This is a genomic window from Pseudomonas sp. BS3767 (genome assembly GCF_900099665.1).
Classification (GTDB): Bacteria; Pseudomonadota; Gammaproteobacteria; order Pseudomonadales; family Pseudomonadaceae; genus Aquipseudomonas; species Aquipseudomonas cerasi.
On the sequence record NZ_FNCX01000001.1, the window covers coordinates 362,524 to 379,268 of the forward strand.

At 57.8% G+C, this 16,745-nt stretch carries 10 protein-coding genes and 3 pseudogenes; 10 read left to right on the forward strand and 3 right to left on the reverse strand.

Annotated elements, in window-relative coordinates:
- Window positions 1–7 precede the first annotated feature (7 nt).
- The 7 genes and pseudogenes from BLR16_RS01470 to BLR16_RS01495 all read left to right on the forward strand — a co-directional run bounded on the left by BLR16_RS01470 (window position 8) and on the right by BLR16_RS01495 (window position 11,061).
- A complete protein-coding gene (locus BLR16_RS01470; protein WP_003372869.1) occupies window positions 8–799 on the forward strand; it encodes an ABC transporter ATP-binding protein in 792 nt (263 codons plus the stop codon).
- The gene (locus BLR16_RS01475; protein WP_074807717.1) at window positions 796–1,575 is read left to right on the forward strand and encodes an IucA/IucC family C-terminal-domain containing protein; all 780 of its coding nucleotides are present in this window, start codon (window positions 796–798) and stop codon (window positions 1,573–1,575) included. The genes BLR16_RS01470 and BLR16_RS01475 overlap by 4 nt, the downstream gene beginning before the upstream one ends.
- Complete coding sequence (locus BLR16_RS01480; RefSeq protein ID WP_003372873.1) at window positions 1,566–2,216, forward strand: RraA family protein; 651 nt, start codon at window positions 1,566–1,568, stop codon at window positions 2,214–2,216. Before BLR16_RS01475 ends, BLR16_RS01480 begins: the two co-directional genes overlap by 10 nt.
- 196 nt (window positions 2,217–2,412) lie before the next feature.
- Window positions 2,413–3,135, forward strand: a pseudogene (locus tag BLR16_RS29125) (PAS domain-containing protein); the annotation flags it as partial.
- Window positions 3,136–3,246: 111 nt separating this feature from the next.
- A pseudogene (locus tag BLR16_RS29130) lies at window positions 3,247–3,675 on the forward strand (methyl-accepting chemotaxis protein); the annotation flags it as partial.
- A gap of 273 nt (window positions 3,676–3,948) precedes the next feature.
- On the forward strand, window positions 3,949–5,553 hold the full coding sequence (locus tag BLR16_RS01490) for a putative bifunctional diguanylate cyclase/phosphodiesterase (protein WP_074807722.1): 1,605 nt from the start codon (window positions 3,949–3,951) through the stop codon (window positions 5,551–5,553).
- A 306-nt stretch (window positions 5,554–5,859) separates the two neighbouring features.
- A complete protein-coding gene (locus BLR16_RS01495) occupies window positions 5,860–11,061 on the forward strand; it encodes a DUF4011 domain-containing protein (protein ID WP_074807725.1) in 5,202 nt (1,733 codons plus the stop codon).
- Between the two features lie 7 nt (window positions 11,062–11,068).
- On the opposite strand, the gene BLR16_RS01500 is transcribed toward BLR16_RS01495, so the two are convergent.
- From BLR16_RS01500 to BLR16_RS01510, 3 genes and pseudogenes are all read right to left on the reverse strand, one after another.
- On the reverse strand, window positions 11,069–12,187 hold the full coding sequence (locus BLR16_RS01500) for a metallophosphoesterase (RefSeq protein ID WP_003433954.1): 1,119 nt from the start codon (window positions 12,185–12,187) through the stop codon (window positions 11,069–11,071).
- Between the two features lie 268 nt (window positions 12,188–12,455).
- Window positions 12,456–12,671, reverse strand: a pseudogene (locus BLR16_RS01505) (helix-turn-helix domain-containing protein); the annotation flags it as partial.
- A gap of 50 nt (window positions 12,672–12,721) precedes the next feature.
- Window positions 12,722–13,711 (reverse strand): SphA family protein, encoded by a 990-nt coding sequence (locus BLR16_RS01510; RefSeq protein WP_058417184.1) that lies wholly within the window; start codon window positions 13,709–13,711, stop codon window positions 12,722–12,724.
- A 256-nt stretch (window positions 13,712–13,967) separates the two neighbouring features.
- Here BLR16_RS01510 and BLR16_RS01515 point away from each other — a divergent pair, with 256 nt between their 5' ends.
- Genes BLR16_RS01515 through BLR16_RS01525 form a run of 3 tightly spaced genes read left to right on the forward strand, consistent with a single transcriptional unit; the run spans window position 13,968 to window position 16,742 of the window.
- Complete coding sequence (locus tag BLR16_RS01515; protein ID WP_074807728.1) at window positions 13,968–14,960, forward strand: TRAP transporter substrate-binding protein; 993 nt, start codon at window positions 13,968–13,970, stop codon at window positions 14,958–14,960.
- Between the two features lie 4 nt (window positions 14,961–14,964).
- Window positions 14,965–15,459, forward strand: coding sequence for a TRAP transporter small permease (locus tag BLR16_RS01520; protein WP_003372892.1), 495 nt, complete (start codon window positions 14,965–14,967; stop codon window positions 15,457–15,459).
- Complete coding sequence (locus tag BLR16_RS01525) at window positions 15,456–16,742, forward strand: TRAP transporter large permease (protein WP_074807807.1); 1,287 nt, start codon at window positions 15,456–15,458, stop codon at window positions 16,740–16,742. Before BLR16_RS01520 ends, BLR16_RS01525 begins: the two co-directional genes overlap by 4 nt.
- The last annotated feature ends 3 nt before the right edge of the window (window positions 16,743–16,745 follow it).

Genomic DNA, 16,745 nt, shown 5'->3' on the forward strand with positions numbered 1-16,745 from the left:
ATTACGGATGGCGTCAATCGCAACCCACGACCTGACCCTGAGTTACCAGCGGCAGGTGATCATCGACAGCCTTGATCTGCAGCTACCCGCAGGCCAGGTGACCGTGCTGATCGGCAGTAACGGTTGCGGCAAAAGCACCTTGCTCAAATCCCTGGCGCGCCTGCTCAAACCCCAGCAAGGCACCGTCGTACTCAACGGTGCCGACATTCACCAGAAGTCCACTGCGACTGTCGCGCGTGAGCTGGCGATTCTGCCGCAGATGCCCAGCGCACCGGAAGGCATCAGCGTACGGCAATTGGTGGCGTTGGGGCGTTATCCCTATCAGAACTGGATGCAGCAATGGTCCGCCGAGGATGAAGCCATGGTCGCACGGGCTCTGGCGCAGACCGGCATGCAGGAACTGGCCGACAGACCTGTCGATGCCCTGTCAGGTGGTCAGCGTCAGCGCGCATGGATCGCCATGACCCTGGCGCAGGATACCGACATTGTATTGCTGGACGAACCGACGACCTTTCTCGATCTGGCTCATCAGATCGAAGTGCTGGACCTCTTGCGCGACCTGAATCGGCAAGAAGGCAAGACCATCGTGATGGTCCTGCATGACCTGAATCTGGCCTGCCGTTACGCCGATCACATGGTCGCTGTCCACGAACGCAGCGCCTTTGCTCAGGGGCGTCCGGCGGACATCCTCAGCGAGGCGCTGGTCAAGCAGGTCTTCGGCCTCAACTGCCGGATCATCGCCGATCCATTCTTTGGTACGCCGCTGTGCATTCCCTTTGGCCGGGAACTGCCGCAATGAGTCTGGCGCAGGCGTTCAGCGAGTCCGAATGGTCGTTGCTGTCCGGGGCGCTGCGGCTAGGGCCGGCAGGTGAACACGATCCGCGCTCACTCCCGGCCCGAGCGCTGCTGGACGACGCCGTCTGCGAGCAATTGCTCGGCGTGCTGGGGCCGGTGATCGGTTCTCCTACCCAGGCAATCACCGCGTCATTGCTGGCCAAGCGCTTTTCCTTCCTCAGCACCGGTGCCTGTCTGTACGCGATGTCGGTCTACGACAAGGGCCTGGCCCTGTCGCTGGACAATAGCGTGGTTGAATACGCGCACGATAACGGCCTTTGGACCTCTTCAATGCCCTTGCTCGATACAACGCCTGTGGGTTACGCACCGGGGGCTCGCGAGGCGTGGCGTGATGTGCTCGTCGCCACCCTGTTCCGCGACCTGCTTCAGCCACTGTGGGAAACCTTCAACCGTGTCACTGGCATTTCCCGACGCATTTTGTGGGAAAACACCGCAGTACGTGTCTATTCGCTGTACGACAAGCGCATGGACACGGTTGAAGACCTGGTGATCCGGCAGCGCTGTGAAGCCGATTTCGACTGGCTGCTGCATCAGGCCGATCCGGCACTGTTCGGCCTGACCTACAACCCGCTCAAACACTTCCGCCGTCCACCGATTGTGCTCGAAGGCGAAGGCAAAAGCGTCCGTTTTCGGCGTACCTGCTGTTTCTATTATGACGCCAGCAACCCTGTCGAGTATTGCTCGACCTGCCCGTTACTGAGGCCCAAAAAATGTCGATGAACAAGCAGATCGCCCACCGCCAGCAACAGCTCAGCGACGCGGTCATAGAGCAATACCGTGATGTTGCCGCGTCAACCATTGGCCATCTGACCGACGTGGGTTACCTGCGTGGGATCAGACCGCTGTTCGAGGGTGCCAGACTGGTCGGCAACGTTGTCACGGTCAAACTGCAGCTGCCCGACGGCAGCATCCTGCGCGACGCTTTGCTGAACAGCCTGCCCGGGGATGTGCTGGTGATTGAATGCGTCGGCGACGAGCATTGTGCCTGCTGGGGCGACCTGCGCACCCTGGCCGCGCTCATCAAGGGGCTTGCCGGCGTCATCATCTCGGGTACGGTTACCGACGTCGCCGCCTTGCGCGAACATCGTCTGCCCGTGTTCAGCCGGGGAGTCAGCGCAATGACGACGCGCAGTCTCGGGGAAAGCGGCGAGCTCAATGGGCTGATCAATGTAGGCGGCGTGGATGTAAAGCCGGGGGATATCGCAGTCGGGGATGATGACGGGGTGTTTATCCTGAGTCCGCAACAGGCGAACGAACTGTTACCCGAGTTGCTTGGCAAGGAGAGTGCGGACAGAAAAAGACGGGCGGAGTTGCTCGACAGACTTAAGGGGCAGCAGCCGGAAATCAGAAGTCGGCAATGACAATATGTTTAATATTTGGATCCTAATATCGACAATCAGACAATAGGCAGGCCATTTACGTATTAAGTTCGCCGGCACTGCTCAAGATTGCGGTTCGATGACCGATGCAGATTGCAAACCCAAACTGTCCCGGATAGCCGCAATGTTCAATTCGCATTTGAAAAATACCAATAAGGCATTGGAGCGCCGCCTCGCCATGCTTGAGCAAGCAGGGCAAATCCTCAATCTGGAGACAGTCGCCGTCGTTCTGGATGGCACGGGCAAGGTACAGACCGTCAACGCGTTGTTCGAGACGGAGATGAGCTACGCCCAAGCAGAGCTTGTCGGACGCAACCTGTCTGAACTGAGCCCGCCGGAACTGAGCGGTGACGTTCACCAGAAACGCGCGTTGACCGCGATTCGCGACGGCAAGCATTTCAGCGGCACGTTGCGCCTAGTCAGCAAGGCCGGATCGAGGGTGTGGCTGAGAACCATTGTCGTTCCTTATAAAAATGAAACCGGCGGCGTCGAGCAGATCACCCTGTACTCGAGTGTTCTGACGCGAACCATTGAAGCCTCGCGTGAGAACGAGGCCCTGGTCAACGCACTGCAGCGCTCCACCGCCGTTATCGATTTCACCCTCGATGGCATTGTCATAGGCGCCAATGACAACTTTCTGAAGGCGATGGGCTACGAACTCAATCAGATAAAGGGCAAACATCACAAGATTTTCTGCCTGCCTGAAGAATCCGCTTCTGACGCGTATACCCAGTTCTGGGAAAGACTGCGCCGAGGTGAGTTTATCGTCGATCGTTTTCGTCGAGTTGACAAAGGTGGTCGTGATGTATGGCTGGAGGCGTCTTATAACCCGATTACCGACGCCAACGGCAAACTCTATAAAATTGCCAAGTTCGCGACGGTCATCACTGAACAGGTCGAGCGCGAGAAAGCCGTCGCCGAAGCATCGGAAATGGCTTATCAAACATCTATCGATACTGACAGCAGCGCGCAGCAAGGCCGAAAAGTCATCAAGGACACGCTGCATATGCTCGGCCAGCTGACCATTTCGATGGCAGAGGCTACACGAGGTATCGAAGCACTGGATTCGCAAAGTCAGGTGATTGGGACAATCATTAAAACCATCAGCGGTATTGCCGAACAAACCAACTTGCTCGCGCTGAACGCAGCGATTGAAGCCGCCAGGGCTGGCGAACAGGGCAGGGGGTTCGCCGTAGTGGCCGATGAGGTGCGCCAGCTGGCCTCCCGCACGACAAAAGCCGCGGAAGAAATCGTAAACGTCGTGAAGACCAACCAAAGCCTGGCTTCAGACGCAGTAGGCGTCATTGTGCGCAGCACCGAACAGGCTTCCGAGGCGCTGGTATTGGCCAACGACGCAGACCGTGTGATCCAGGAAATCCAGCAAGGTGCCAACACGGTAGTGCGGGCAGTCAGCCGGTTTGTGGACCAGCGCTCCAGTTAAGTGTGAACAGTCGGGTCGACTCAGGGGACACTAAAGGTGTGCTGCCCTGAGTCACTCACTGCGCAGTTAAACAGGAAAGGAAGTGTACTGATCTGTGCAGAGCCACCTGCGTATAAAAGTTTTAAATGAGTGTGTTTTATTAAATCGATGGGACAGCACTCGCGCAAGGCGCCCACTATCGGAATCACTGTGCTACTGCCTCAAGACTGATAGCCGGCTACCGATACCCTGCTTATAACCGTTGCACCCGCCGTCATTTCGAGCATCGTTATTATGACTTTCCTGCGCAGCCCACACATGGTTCGTAAGTACCTTTACACCTTGTTGTGGTTTTACGTGTTCTCTATTTTCCTGTTGGCCATCGCGTGGGAATTCGAACTTGAATCCGTCGCCATGGTCGCAATGGGCTTACCCTACGACCAGGACTTCGAAAACGCCGAGCGTTGGCGTTTTGTATTGACCTCGACAGGCTTTGCAGTGTTATCGATGGTTATACCGTTCATTCTTCTGAAACGCCTGATGCAACGGCTCCATAGCAGCTACAACGATTTGCTCGAGTCACAGGCGCTCAGCGAATCTCTGGCCCGCCACGATCCTTTGTCCGGCTTGCTCAATCGGCGTGTGTTTCACGAGCAACTGGTTGCACGCTTACGGCAGCCAGCGACACACACTGCGGTTTTTCTGATCGACCTGGATAAATTCAAGCTCATCAACGATACCCATGGGCATGCGGCGGGAGACGCGGCGATCTGCGCCGTTGCCGAAAGCCTGCGCGACGCCACTGTCGGGTGGCAGGCTTCCGTTGCGCGACTGGGTGGCGACGAGTTTGGCCTGGCGGTCAGCGGTGACTTCAGCCATGCCGAACTGGCGCCGCTCGCTGAAAACATTCTGGCCAAAATCGCGGCATCCAGCGTCGGCCTGCCGCGTGTGGTCCTGAGTGCAACCCTCGGCATTGCCATTGCGCCAATGGACGGCTCAGACCCCGACCTCTTGCTGCAACGTGCTGACAGCGCCATGTACCGCGGCAAGACCGGTGGCCGAGCCACATTTCATTTCTATGAAGTCAGCTTCGAGCGCGAGCAGCGCCTGCAGGAGCAGTTCGCGCGGGAACTCACCCAGGCTATCGAAGAGAAGGATATTCAACCGTTCTATCAGCCCATTGTCAGCCTTCCAGAGCAGCGCCTGTCCGGGTTCGAACTGTTGGCGCGATGGCTGCATCCGGAGCGCGGAATCATTCTGCCGCTTGACTTCATACCCGTAGCAGAACAGTTGGGGCTGATCAAGCCACTCACCGCGACCCTTTTGCTTCAGGCCTTCGATCAGGCACGCGCTTGGCCAAGCGACTTCACGCTGGCAATCAATGTCACCTCACTGATGATCGAAAGTCCCGACTTTCCGGACTGGCTGGAACAGTTGGCCAGCGAAGGAAAATTCCCGCTGAGTCGGCTGGAAGTGGAAGTGACGGAAAACGCTCTCGTCGCCAATGTCGACAGTGCCCGCCTGAATCTCGAACGTCTGCGCGCGATAGGCGTGAGCGTCGCCCTGGACGATTTCGGGACCGGCTATTCAGGGCTTTACCACCTGACCAAACTTGCCATCGATAAGATCAAGATCGACAGATCGTTCTTCGACACGACGCTCGAGAACCAGAACGAGATGGTCAAGGCCATCCTCGCTCTGGGGAAAAGCCTGCGGATGAAAATCACCGCCGAGGGTGTTGAGCACGAGCGACTGGCTGACTGGCTGGCCACTCATGAGTGCGACTTTGCCCAAGGTTACCTGTTCGGACGGCCCTTACCGTTGGCTCAGGTAACAGAGCTGCTGACAATGAGTGAGACTAAAGGGCCGGTCAGGGCGTTGGCGGTTCTTGGAAAATAAGGGGGATGTGCTTCAAGTCAGGCGCTCTCGAACTTCAATGCGGAACTTTGGATTCACCAGAGACGATGAGAGTTCTCTAGTGCTTGGCGCCCAATAAAACCTGCGGCTTTCTGCCAGTACAGCGAGCTGCAACACCCTCTTGGAACTGTGATCGGGATAGGCACCGATCGCGTCAACGTGAGGTGCTGCTGCGAATAAGGCGTTCCATTCACATATAAGCATTCCTTATTGTCGATGACTCATGGAGTATATGCGCATTTTGGCTGCCTCTATGAGGCAAGCGCTCGCAGCTTCAGGAGCCCGTGAATGAACATCGAGATTGAGGCGCTGATCGCCCGGAAGATCGGTTTCGCCTCTCACCAGAACGCCGTACCGCTGGTACGTGAACTAAGCATCTGGAACCAGGAAGAAACCGGTTTTGAAAACCTGACCCTGAGTTTAAGCACCGACCCCGATTTCGTAGAAAGCCGGACTTGGCATATAGATCGCATCCATGCAGGTGATCGCCTCAACATCTCCGAGCGCGATATCAAGCTTAATGCGGGTTATTTGGCCGGGCTGACTGAAAGCCTCAGCGCAGACGTGGTGATGCGCTTGTCCCAGGGCGACAACGTGCTCGTCGAGCAGCGCTTCCCTATAGAACTCCTGGCGCGAACAGAATGGGGCGGCTTGAGCGCAATGCCGGAGTTGCTTGCAGCTTTCTGCATGCCCAATGATCCCGCGGTAGATCGCGTACTCAAGGCAGCTTCACAGGTATTACGGCGCGCAGGCAAGAAAGATGGCATTGACGGCTATGAAAGCAAGTCGCGTACGCGAACCTGGGAGCTTGCCTCTGCCATTTGGTCAGGAGTGTGCAGCTTTCAGTTGAGCTATGCATTACCTCCGGCCAGTTTTGAGCAGCAGGGCCAAAAAGTCAGGCCTCCGAGTGTGGTTCTGGAAAACGGCGTGGCGACCTGTCTGGACACTGCATTGCTGTTTGCTGCGGCGTTGGAGCAGGCGGGCTTGAATGCTCTGCTGATCATGACCAAGGGACATGCATTTGCAGGCGTATGGTTGCAGCCTCAAGAGTTTTCCCAATTGTTGACCGATGAGGCGTCGGCAGTACGTAAACGCATGGATCTGAAGGAAATGGTGGTCTTCGAAACCACCCTTTCTACCCAGACACCTGCGCCGGGGTTCTCCCAGGCAATTGCAGCTGCCGAGCGGCAACTCGATGATGAGCAGTTCATCATGGCCATCGATTTGCACCGTGCCCGGATGCAGAAGATTCGTCCGATGGCGCTCATATCAGTAACAGAAGGATCTGATGCGACAGCCGATGCTCCGCCCACTATTGAAGGACTGGAGGAGGCGCCGGCACTCCCGGGGTTCGATGTCGAAATAAATACCGACAGCGAAGGTCCTGCCGGCAAACTGACGCTGTGGCAACGCAAACTCCTCGATCTGACGACCCGCAACCGTCTCCTGCATCTCCCGGACAGCGCAAAAGGCGTACGCCTGTTGTGCCCCGATCCGGCAGCGCTTGAAGACCTTCTCTCCAGTGGGCAGCGAATTCGCGTGCTGCCGGTGCCTGACCTGAAAAGCAGTGGCCGGGATGAGGCGCTGTACGAACAGCAGAATAATGAAAACCTGGTTGACGAAGTTGCTCGTCAGGCTCTTGCTCGTGGTGAAGTGCTCGCCGGGCTGGAAAAAGTCAAACTTGAAGCCACCCTGATTGATCTGTTCCGAAAGGCGCGTAGCGACCTGGAAGAGGGCGGTGCAAACACACTGTTTCTGGCCATCGGCTTTCTCAAATGGAAGAAGAGTGCCGACGACCCGAAAACTTACTCCGCGCCCCTGATCTTGCTGCCAGTAAAACTTGAACGTAAAAGTGCCTTGTCCGGGGTAACGCTAAGCCTTCTTGATGAGGAACCACGTTTCAATCTGACGCTGCTTGAACTGCTGCGCCATGACTTCGAGTTGGTAATTCCCGGACTGGACGGCGAACTGCCCAGCGATGAAAGTGGCATTGATGTGACGGGTATCTGGAACATGGTGCGGCGAGCAGTGCGTGACGTGCCGGGTTTCGAGGTGAGTACCGAACTTGTGTTGGGAACCTTCTCATTTGCCAAATACCTGATGTGGAAAGACCTGAATGCCAACGCAGCACTGCTGCTGCAAAGCCCTTTGGTCAAGCATTTGCTGGACCCCGCTGAGGTAGATGAGGGCTTCTCCGGCTCAGACGAGTTTCCCAGACCAGAGCATCTGGACTCGTCAGTAACGCCCGCCACGCTTTTCGCCCCGTTGCCGGCCGACTCTTCACAGTTATCTGCCGTGGTGGCATCTGCCGGTACTCATAGTTTCGTCATGGATGGGCCTCCGGGAACCGGCAAGTCGCAAACCATTGCCAACATGATTGCCCACAATCTGGCCTTGGGCCGCCGCGTGCTGTTCGTGGCAGAGAAGCGCGCGGCACTGGACGTGGTTTACCGTCGCCTGGCAGAACAGGGGCTGGGCGAGTTTTGCCTGGAACTGCATTCAAGCAAGACCTCTAAAGTTGAAGTACTCAAACAACTGGACCGCGCCTGGGACGTCAGCGACGCATTGAGCGCCGACGAATGGGAGCGTGAAGCCACTCGTTTGCAGACACTGCGTTCGCGACTCAACGAACTGGTCGCGGTACTGCACCGACGCTGGAGCAACGGGCTCTCCCTGCATCAGGCGATTGGTCGTGTGGTTCGTGATCATGGCCCTCAAACACCCAGGCTGACCTGGCCATCAGACACGCAGCATGATGCTGCCGAGTACAGCCAGTTGCTGGATCTGTCGCGCCGGTTAGGCCTGAACGGTGATGCCGCACGTAATTTGTCAGGCAAATTCGGCGCTCTGGCGCAGACCCAGTGGTCGAACGCCTGGCAGGCACACATTGCGAATGCCGCACGTGAGCTGCCGCAGGCCCTTGACGCGCTGAATGCGGCGAGTGAAAGGCTTCTTGTCCTGACGCACCTTGACTTGCCTGTAGCCGAAGTGGCGCAGGTTCAGCACCTTGGCGAATTGGCGACTCTGGTCGTGGAGTCCTATGGACTGAACCTCTCATTCGCTTTTGCACCCGACGCCGTCGCGCGTATTGAAGCCGCCCGGCGCGCGTGCCAGTTAATCGAAAGCTATCGAGAGCTTGAGGAAGGTCTGTCGCTGGATTATGCGGACGAAGCCTGCCGTCGCATTCCCGTTGAGGCGATGCGCAGCGAATGGCGAGATGCCGAAGGAAAGTTCTGGTTCCTGGCGACTTTCGCCAAGAAAAAGGTCGCGAAGAAGCTGGCCTCTTCAGGTGGCGCAGCAGGCCTGCCGGACACGCTTGGCGACCTGGCGATTTTCGAGCGCCTGCACGCGCAACTGAACGAACTGGATACATTGGCCGGCAGCCTGCAATCGATCCCGGGCTGGCAGGGCCTGACCAGTGACGTGTCACAGATATTTCGTGCAGCCTCAATGGCTGAACGTCTGCGCGGGCTGATAAGCGGTCTGGCCCAATCACCGGACCACCTCGTTTCGCTACGCGGTGCCGTCGCGCGACTGGTCGTTGAGGCGAACGAAATGTTGGCGCCGGGCGGGCAAATCGGCGTAGCGTTATCAGCCTTGCAACAGGCGTTGTCTCGCTATGAAGACGCCGCTCGACTGTTTGCCGAATTATCTGCAGCCGGTACAGATACACAACCGAGCGTTGGCGTGTTGAGGGCTACTTCGCTCTCAATCCAGCAACAAGAAGAGCAGCTCAAGGCATGGTGCGATTGGTGCCGGGTTCGCGAGCAGGCTGGTGAGGCTGGGTTAGCCAGTCTGGCGCGTGCGCTCGAGGCAGGGAGTCTGTCACCTGCAGCAAGCGAGGAAACCTTCATCACGGCCTATGCCCATTGGTTCGCTACGCAGGGTATAGACGGCGAACCTCTGTTGCGGAATTTTGTGGCTGCCGAGCACATGAGTGATATTGCGGCTTTCGTTCGTCTGGACGACGAAATGGCGAAACTGACGGTGCGTTACATCCGGGCCAAACTGTGTGGCTTGATCCCCTCCAAAAATGACATACCCAAGAGCAGCGGCTTTGCCATTCTCAAACATGAATTGCAGAAGTCTCGCCGGCACAAACCTGTCAGGCAACTGGCTGTCGAAATGGGCGACGCGCTGAATCGCCTGGCGCCTTGCATGCTGATGAGCCCGCTGTCGATTGCGCAATTCCTGCCCGCCGATCAACCGCCTTTCGATCTGGTCATTTTCGACGAGGCTTCGCAGATTGCTCCATGGGACGCAATCGGTTCGATAGCTCGCGGCAGGCAAGTGGTTATCGCGGGTGACCCGCGTCAAATGCCGCCGACGAACTTTTTCAACCGTGGCCCGAATGCCAGCGACGACGATACCGCGGAAGACATGGAAAGCATTCTGGACGAATGCCTGGGAGCAGGGGTGCCGAGCCACAGTCTGAGCTGGCACTACCGGAGTCGCCATGAAAGCCTGATTGCCTTCTCCAATCATCGTTACTACGACAGTAATCTCATTACCTTTCCGGCAGCAGAGACTCGCGCGAGTGCCGTCGAGTGGCGCAGGGTTGACGGTGTTTATGCAAAAGGCAAAGGGCGCTACAACCAGGCTGAAGCCGAAGCCATTGTCAGCGAGACAGTCAAGCGCCTTACCGATCCCGCGTTCGTGGCTGCTGGCCATTCGATCGGTATTATCACGCTCAACTCCGATCAGCAAAAACTGATCAATGATCTGTTGGACAATGCCCGCAAGCAGTACCCGCAGATCGAGCCGTTTTTTCAGGACACACAGACCGAGCCGGTTGTCGTCAAGAATCTGGAGACAGTCCAGGGCGATGAGCGCGACCTGATTATGCTCGGGATAGGCTACGGTCCTACCGAGCCCGGCGCGCAGGTCATGTCCATGAACTTCGGTCCCCTCAACAAGGACGGCGGCTGGCGCAGGCTTAACGTGGCGATCACCCGGTCTCGCCGAGAAATGTTGGTGTTCTCATCCTTTGATCCTTCAATGATCGACCTGAACCGCACCAATGCCCGCGCAGTCCGTGACTTGAAGCATTTCATAGAGTTTGCCCAGCGCGGACCAAAAGCTTTGGCCGAGGCGGTACAAGGCTCGGTCGGTGGTTACGACTCGCCGTTCGAGGAGGCAGTCGCTCAGGGCCTGAGGCGTCTTGGGTGGCAAGTGATTCCGCAGATCGGAGTCTCTCGTTTCCGCATTGATCTGGGAATTGTTCATCCCGATCGTCCGGGTGACTATCTGGCTGGCGTCGAATGCGATGGTGCTACCTATCACAGCGCTGCCACTGCTCGGGATCGGGACAAGGTCCGCGGAGCAATTCTCAGCGGTCTCGGCTGGAATCTGGTGCGGCTATGGTCCACGGAATGGTGGGTAGACAAAGAGGGAGCATTGCAGAGGCTGAATGCAGCGTTGAACGATCTTTTGGCTCAATCCCGGGAGGAGACAGCAGACCCACTAAACGAACAGCCAACGCCCCACTGATGGAACGCTAAAGCGCCCGCCGAAGCGTAATCCGGGTCAATTCCGAAGGTTTGCCAAGACGAATGGCAAACCCGGGCCAGAGTGCGGTGCCGTTGTTGACGTACAGTTGCATCCCGCCCACATCATAAAGCCCGGATACGAATCCGCCGTTGGCCAGGGCCAGCAGCCGGTGTAGACCGAAGATCATGCCGCCATGGGTATGCCCGGAGAGTTGCAGCGCTATGCCGTGGGTCGCTGTTTCCTCGGCGTTTCTGGGTTGGTGGTCGAGCAGGATGATCGGTGTGTCTTTCGCGATGCCTGCTATGGCTTTCTGCAGGTCTGGCGCAGGGAAGCCGGTTTTCGGCGCCGTGACATCGGTGACGCCGGCCAAAGCGATGCGTGCACCGTCGTGCTCGATCAGCGTGTGGCTGTTGGCGAGAGGGATCATGCCCAGCGAGACGAAGTGCTGCATCCACGCCTGGTTATCGAAAAAGTACTCATGGTTGCCGGGGATGACGTACACGCCATCCGGCGCACGCAAATCGCGCAGCGCCTCGATATCCTGCTTCCGGTCGTTGAGCGAGCCGTCGATGAGATCGCCGGTGATGACGATCAGGTCAACCCCCAGCGCATTGGACTGCTGCACCACAGCCCGGGTCCAGGGCGCATCGAACAGGCGGCTGATGTGCATGTCCGTCAGTTGCAATACCTTGTAGCCTTCGAATTGCGGAGGCAGGTTTTTAATCGCGATCTGGATGTCTTTCACTGGCGGCACGCGCACGGCCTGCTGGACGCCGATTGCCGCCAGCACCAGGGCCGCCATACCGATGAAATAACGCAGATTGGCCGGAATGCTCAGCGTCTGCCGGCGCACCAGCATCGTCAGCAATGTGCAGATGTCGACGATGATTTGCAGTACCGCAAGCAACAGGATCGCGCCGAACGCCCAGTTGAACAGCATCACGATGTAGCGTGGAAATTCCGGCGAGAACACGCTGCCGGAGGAAAACCGGCAATACAGATGATATTGCGAGGCAAGGACAAGCAGCACCGCAACGGCGATTTTCGCCGATAACGCCCAGGGCATCGGCCATAGGAATCGGGCGATGACGTACAGGCAGGGCATGCTGAACATGACATGAAACATTAACGTGCTCCGTTGGCGATATCGATGAAGTGGATAACTGCGTCAACGGCACGGGCAGTAATGAGGCCGATCTGGTCCTGCCGACGCCGCCCGTTGCAGCGTATTGGGGAGCAGGGATGCTGGAGGTCATGGTGCCGAGGCGGAATGCCGATACGAGCAGACCGTGCTGCCAAGTTTCTTGCAACGCGCGCCGATTGTCGAGCTAACGTGCTTTTGCCGGCACTGCACGGCTCGAAACCGGTCTGAAACCGTCGCTTGATTGCAGCTGTCAGGCGGCACTCGACGGCTTATCCCTGCCGCGAGCCATCTCTCGAAACAGGCGGGGCGACATACCGAATGTCGATTTGAACTGCCTGCTGAAATGCGAACTGCTGCCGTAGCCCCAGGCATAGGCGATATCGGTCAGTGAACGATGGGCATGCTCATTGCTGCGCAACTCTTCGGCGCAACGCGACAGGCGTCGTTGCCAGATATATTCACTCATTACCTCTACAAAGGGGCCGCCCACCGTGCACGGGCGGACACAGACATCGGTCAGAACGTGTGAACGTAACGAACCTGCACCATGTAATCCGCGCGTGAGCGGTTCTCGACGCCGGTTTCTTTGTAGGTGTTCAGCCAGAACGCCTGCGGTTCGCTTATTTTCCAGAACAGGCCAGGTCCGATGCCGAGTACTTTTTCCCGGGAGTCACTCAAGCGGCTGCCATTGACCTGATCATCCGATATCTGCCTGAAGTAGTAGCCGTTGATGCCGACGGAAACCTTGGGGAACACTTCATACGACGCGGTGAAGTTGGCCCACGCCGACTGGCCGGATTGGGTGTTGCGCACTGACTGCCCGTCGAAAAACTGTTGCGAACTGCTCGCCGGGTCGTCGTTCTTGAAGTTGTACAGGTAGTTGAGGCGCCAACTCATTTCCCAGCGCGGCGCAGGCATCCAGGTGGCCGCCCAGTAGGGGTTCAGCGAGAAATGATTGGAGCCAGGGTTCAGGTCTTTGTGCTTGTCGTATTTGCCCGTGGGCACGATGGTATCGAAAGCCACACGCTGGACGAAAACCGGCCTTCCCTGGGCGTTGATTATTGGGTCGAACTGCACCTGAGGCCCGACCGTAACGTCGCCCAGCCCCGCGCCGTTGTCTTTGAGTGTGGCACCGTTGTCACCGAAGTCACCGTCCAGAGAGACCACCGGCACCAGCAGACTCCAGCCCAGGTGCGCACCACCAATGCTCTCTGGCGAGTAATAGCTCAACTGATTGATCATCGTGACAACATTGATCTTCGGGTCGTCGAAGGCGCTGTTGTCTTTGCCGCCGTTGGTTCTGATGCTGCTTGCCGTGCTGAACTTCAGATAGGTCTGATGCGTCAGGCCAGGCGGTCCGGCAAAACCGTCGTAAAAGCTCGTGCCGCCCAGATTGATACCACTGGGCTGGCTGACCGAGGGCGGAGGAGGGCCATCTGCTGCGTGGGCAACGAACGGCATGAAGCTAAGCACCAGGCAGGCTGGCAAGGATATTTTCAGTGTCATCGGCGCGGCTCTATTTTTGGAGTTGTGAGCAGAAGGCTTCGCTTGGCACCTCGACTGTAATCACCGGGTTATCGCAATACTTGAGTGGAGCGGCCAGAGTTGACTGAGAGCGCCAGGATGGCGGAGAGGGTGCCCATAAATAAATATATGTATGGATGTATTACGCATCTTAATCGCAAAAAGCCATCTCTCAATTGACGCTGCAGCAGCGGCTCATGGTTAATAGCTTCAACGCCATCAACGAGAGTTCGCCGCCATGCTCAGATCCCTGTCTCGTAGAACCGTAGTACTTCAGGCCATCGCCGGTCTGGCGTTTCTCGTGGGTACCAACCTGGCAATGGCCGGGCAGACCTTGCGTCTGGCCCATGCCTCCAGCTCCGACAGTCTGATCAACCAGGCGATGACGCGTTTTGCCGCCGAGGTCAGCGCCGAGACGAAAGGTGAATTGAACGTACAGGTCTATCCGGACGGCCAACTGGGCGACGAAGCGCCTATCGTCGACTCGGTCGGCGCCGGTGCCATCGACATTGGCCTGGGCGGCTCGACCGACGGCATCGATCCACGCCTGAATGCATTGTCACTGCCATTTCTGTTCGAAGATTCTGTCGCCGTGCATGCCTACCTCGATAGCGAAGCCGGCAAGAAATTTCTGAGCATGGGCCAGGACCACGGTTTCGTCATGCTCTCGGCACTGGACTCGGGTTTTCGTCAGTTCGCCAACAGCAAACACCCGATATTGCAACCAGCGGACCTTAGCGGCCTGAAAATACGCACGCCGCCCAACCCGGTCATTCTGGCAACCATCAAGCAATTGGGCGGGCTGGGGCAGTCGATTCCGTTTGGCGAGGTCTATACCTCGCTGCAATCGGGTGTAGTGGACGGGGTCGAGCCTGAACTGCGCGACTTTCATGATCAGAAGTGGTACGAGGTCGCCAAGTATGTCTCGCTCTCGAACTACGTGTGGTCGGCAAACTTCTGGTTCATCAACAAGGACAAGTATGAAAGCCTGAGCACAACGGAGCGGGCGGCTCTCGACAAGGCGGTGGTCGACACCACCGCCTGGTATCGCTCACAGCTGGAAGCGGTGTACAGCAAAATCCAGCAGGAAATGCAGAGCAAGGGCGTGAAGTTCAACGACGTCAACCCTCGGCCGTTTCGCGAGCTGAGCAATCCGGTCTATACGCAGTTCGGCAAGGTCTGGGGCGAAGACTTCGTCAGCCAGCTGCGACACGACGCGCAAGGCGAGTGATGCCATGTCTATCAGCCCGCATCCCGACCAACCACCCAGCAGCCTGGCTGAACGCTGCCTTGCTGTATTCGGCGCGTTGATGTTCGCCGTCACCTTTCTGTCCATTCTGGCGGGCGTCTTCTCCCGCTACCTGAACCTGCATGGCTTCGAATGGTCGTTCGAGATCGCCACCATCGGGTTTATCTGGGTGACGTTCACTGGCGCGGTGATCGCTGAAATGAGGCAGGAGAACGTGCGATTCCAAGGCTTGGCAGGCATGCTGCCGGCCGCTCTGCAAAAGGCCCTGGATGCCTTTGCGAGCGTGGCTTTGCTGGGAATCAGCGCGTGGCTGCTGAGCAGCGGTGTGGCGTTTATTTCACGCACAGGCTGGATGCCGACCCCGGTGCTGCGCTGGCCGGCAGGACTGAGTTCACTGGCGCTGATCAGCGCTGCCGCAATGCTCGCGATACTGGCCGTTGTGCGCCTGGCACGCCTGATTCGCAACGGAGTACGCCCATGACCGTGCTGATTCTCTTTCTGGCGTTTTTCTGTTTGTTGATGGCTGGCCTGCCCGTCGTCTGGGCGATGGCCGGTGGCAGTATCACGGCTTTGCTATGGGGCGATCTGCACATGCCGCTGGCTTGGCTCGCCCAGCAGACACTGCGCGGTGCGGACTCATCCACCCTGGCCTCGATTCCGTTGTTTCTGCTGGCTGGAGAATTGATGAATCGTGGCGGCCTCACGCTGCGCATCATGCGCGTTGCAGAGCATTGCTTCGGACGTTTGCGTGGTGGACTCGGACTGGTGAACGTGGCCACTGCGTTCGTTTATGGCGGCCTGACCGGCTCGGCCACGGCCGATACCGGCACCGTTGCCAAGGTCATGATTCCGGTGATGGAAGCGCGAGGCTACCCTCGTGCCTTCGCCGCGGCAGTCACCGCTGCCTCCGGAACGCTGGGTATTATCGTGCCACCGAGTGTCATTCTGATCATGTTCGGCGTGCTGACCAATACGTCTATCGGCGGTCTGTTCATGGCCGGCGTGATCCCCGGCCTGATGCTCGCCGCAGTCTTCATGCTGACCGCTTATATAGTAGGGGTTCGCGAGGGCTTTCCAAAAGCCGAAGGCAAGATGGACTGGGGCCTGTTCCTGCGTGATACCGCCGGCGCGCTACCAGCATTGCTGATGCCGTTCATGGTGTTGGGAACGATAGTGACCGGCTTTGCCACGGCCACTGAAGCAGCCTCTTTGTCGGTTCTTTACGCGCTGTTCGTCGGCACCATCGTCTACCGCCAATTGCGCTGGCGTGACCTGTTCCCGGCCGTGACCGAAGCGGTCACCACAACTGGCTCGGTAATGATCATCATGGCCGTGGCGATGCCGTTCGGCTGGATTCTGACCTTCGAACTGGTACCGCATACCGTGGCGACCTGGATCGTCGGCCTGCATACCGGCCCGCTGATCACCATATTGCTGGTGATTCTGGTGCTCAAGGTCGTTGGCTTCTGGCTGGACCTGGGCCCGGCGATGATCATCCTGGCCCCCATTCTGGTTCCTGTTGCCAAGGCGGCAGGTTTCGAGCCCTACCAGATCGGTCTGATCTTCACCATGACCCTGGGCTGGGGGCTGTTCACTCCGCCTATCGGAACCAACATCTTTGTGGTGTGCAATGTCGGGCGTATTGATATCGGCTCCGTCTCACGACGATTGATACCGTTCTGGATCGCTACGGCATTTGCCATCGCCTTGCTCGTGTTTTTCCCGAATCTGACCCAATGGTTGCCCCGCGTCATGGGCTATTGATCC

Excerpts from the sequence above, each read along its gene's own strand:
- BLR16_RS01495 (WP_074807725.1), top strand. The coding sequence starts at position 5,860 with ATGAACATCGAGATTGAGGCGCTGATCGCCCGGAAGATCGGTTTCGCC.
- BLR16_RS01475 (WP_074807717.1), top strand. The coding sequence starts at position 796 with ATGAGTCTGGCGCAGGCGTTCAGCGAGTCCGAATGGTCGTTGCTGTCC.
- BLR16_RS01510 (WP_058417184.1), bottom strand. The coding sequence starts at position 13,711 with ATGACACTGAAAATATCCTTGCCAGCCTGCCTGGTGCTTAGCTTCATG.
- BLR16_RS01500 (WP_003433954.1), bottom strand. The coding sequence starts at position 12,187 with ATGTTTCATGTCATGTTCAGCATGCCCTGCCTGTACGTCATCGCCCGA.
- BLR16_RS01490 (WP_074807722.1), top strand. The coding sequence starts at position 3,949 with ATGACTTTCCTGCGCAGCCCACACATGGTTCGTAAGTACCTTTACACC.
- BLR16_RS01525 (WP_074807807.1), top strand. The coding sequence starts at position 15,456 with ATGACCGTGCTGATTCTCTTTCTGGCGTTTTTCTGTTTGTTGATGGCT.
- BLR16_RS01515 (WP_074807728.1), top strand. The coding sequence starts at position 13,968 with ATGCTCAGATCCCTGTCTCGTAGAACCGTAGTACTTCAGGCCATCGCC.
- BLR16_RS01520 (WP_003372892.1), top strand. The coding sequence starts at position 14,965 with ATGTCTATCAGCCCGCATCCCGACCAACCACCCAGCAGCCTGGCTGAA.
- BLR16_RS01470 (WP_003372869.1), top strand. The coding sequence starts at position 8 with ATGGCGTCAATCGCAACCCACGACCTGACCCTGAGTTACCAGCGGCAG.
- BLR16_RS01480 (WP_003372873.1), top strand. The coding sequence starts at position 1,566 with ATGTCGATGAACAAGCAGATCGCCCACCGCCAGCAACAGCTCAGCGAC.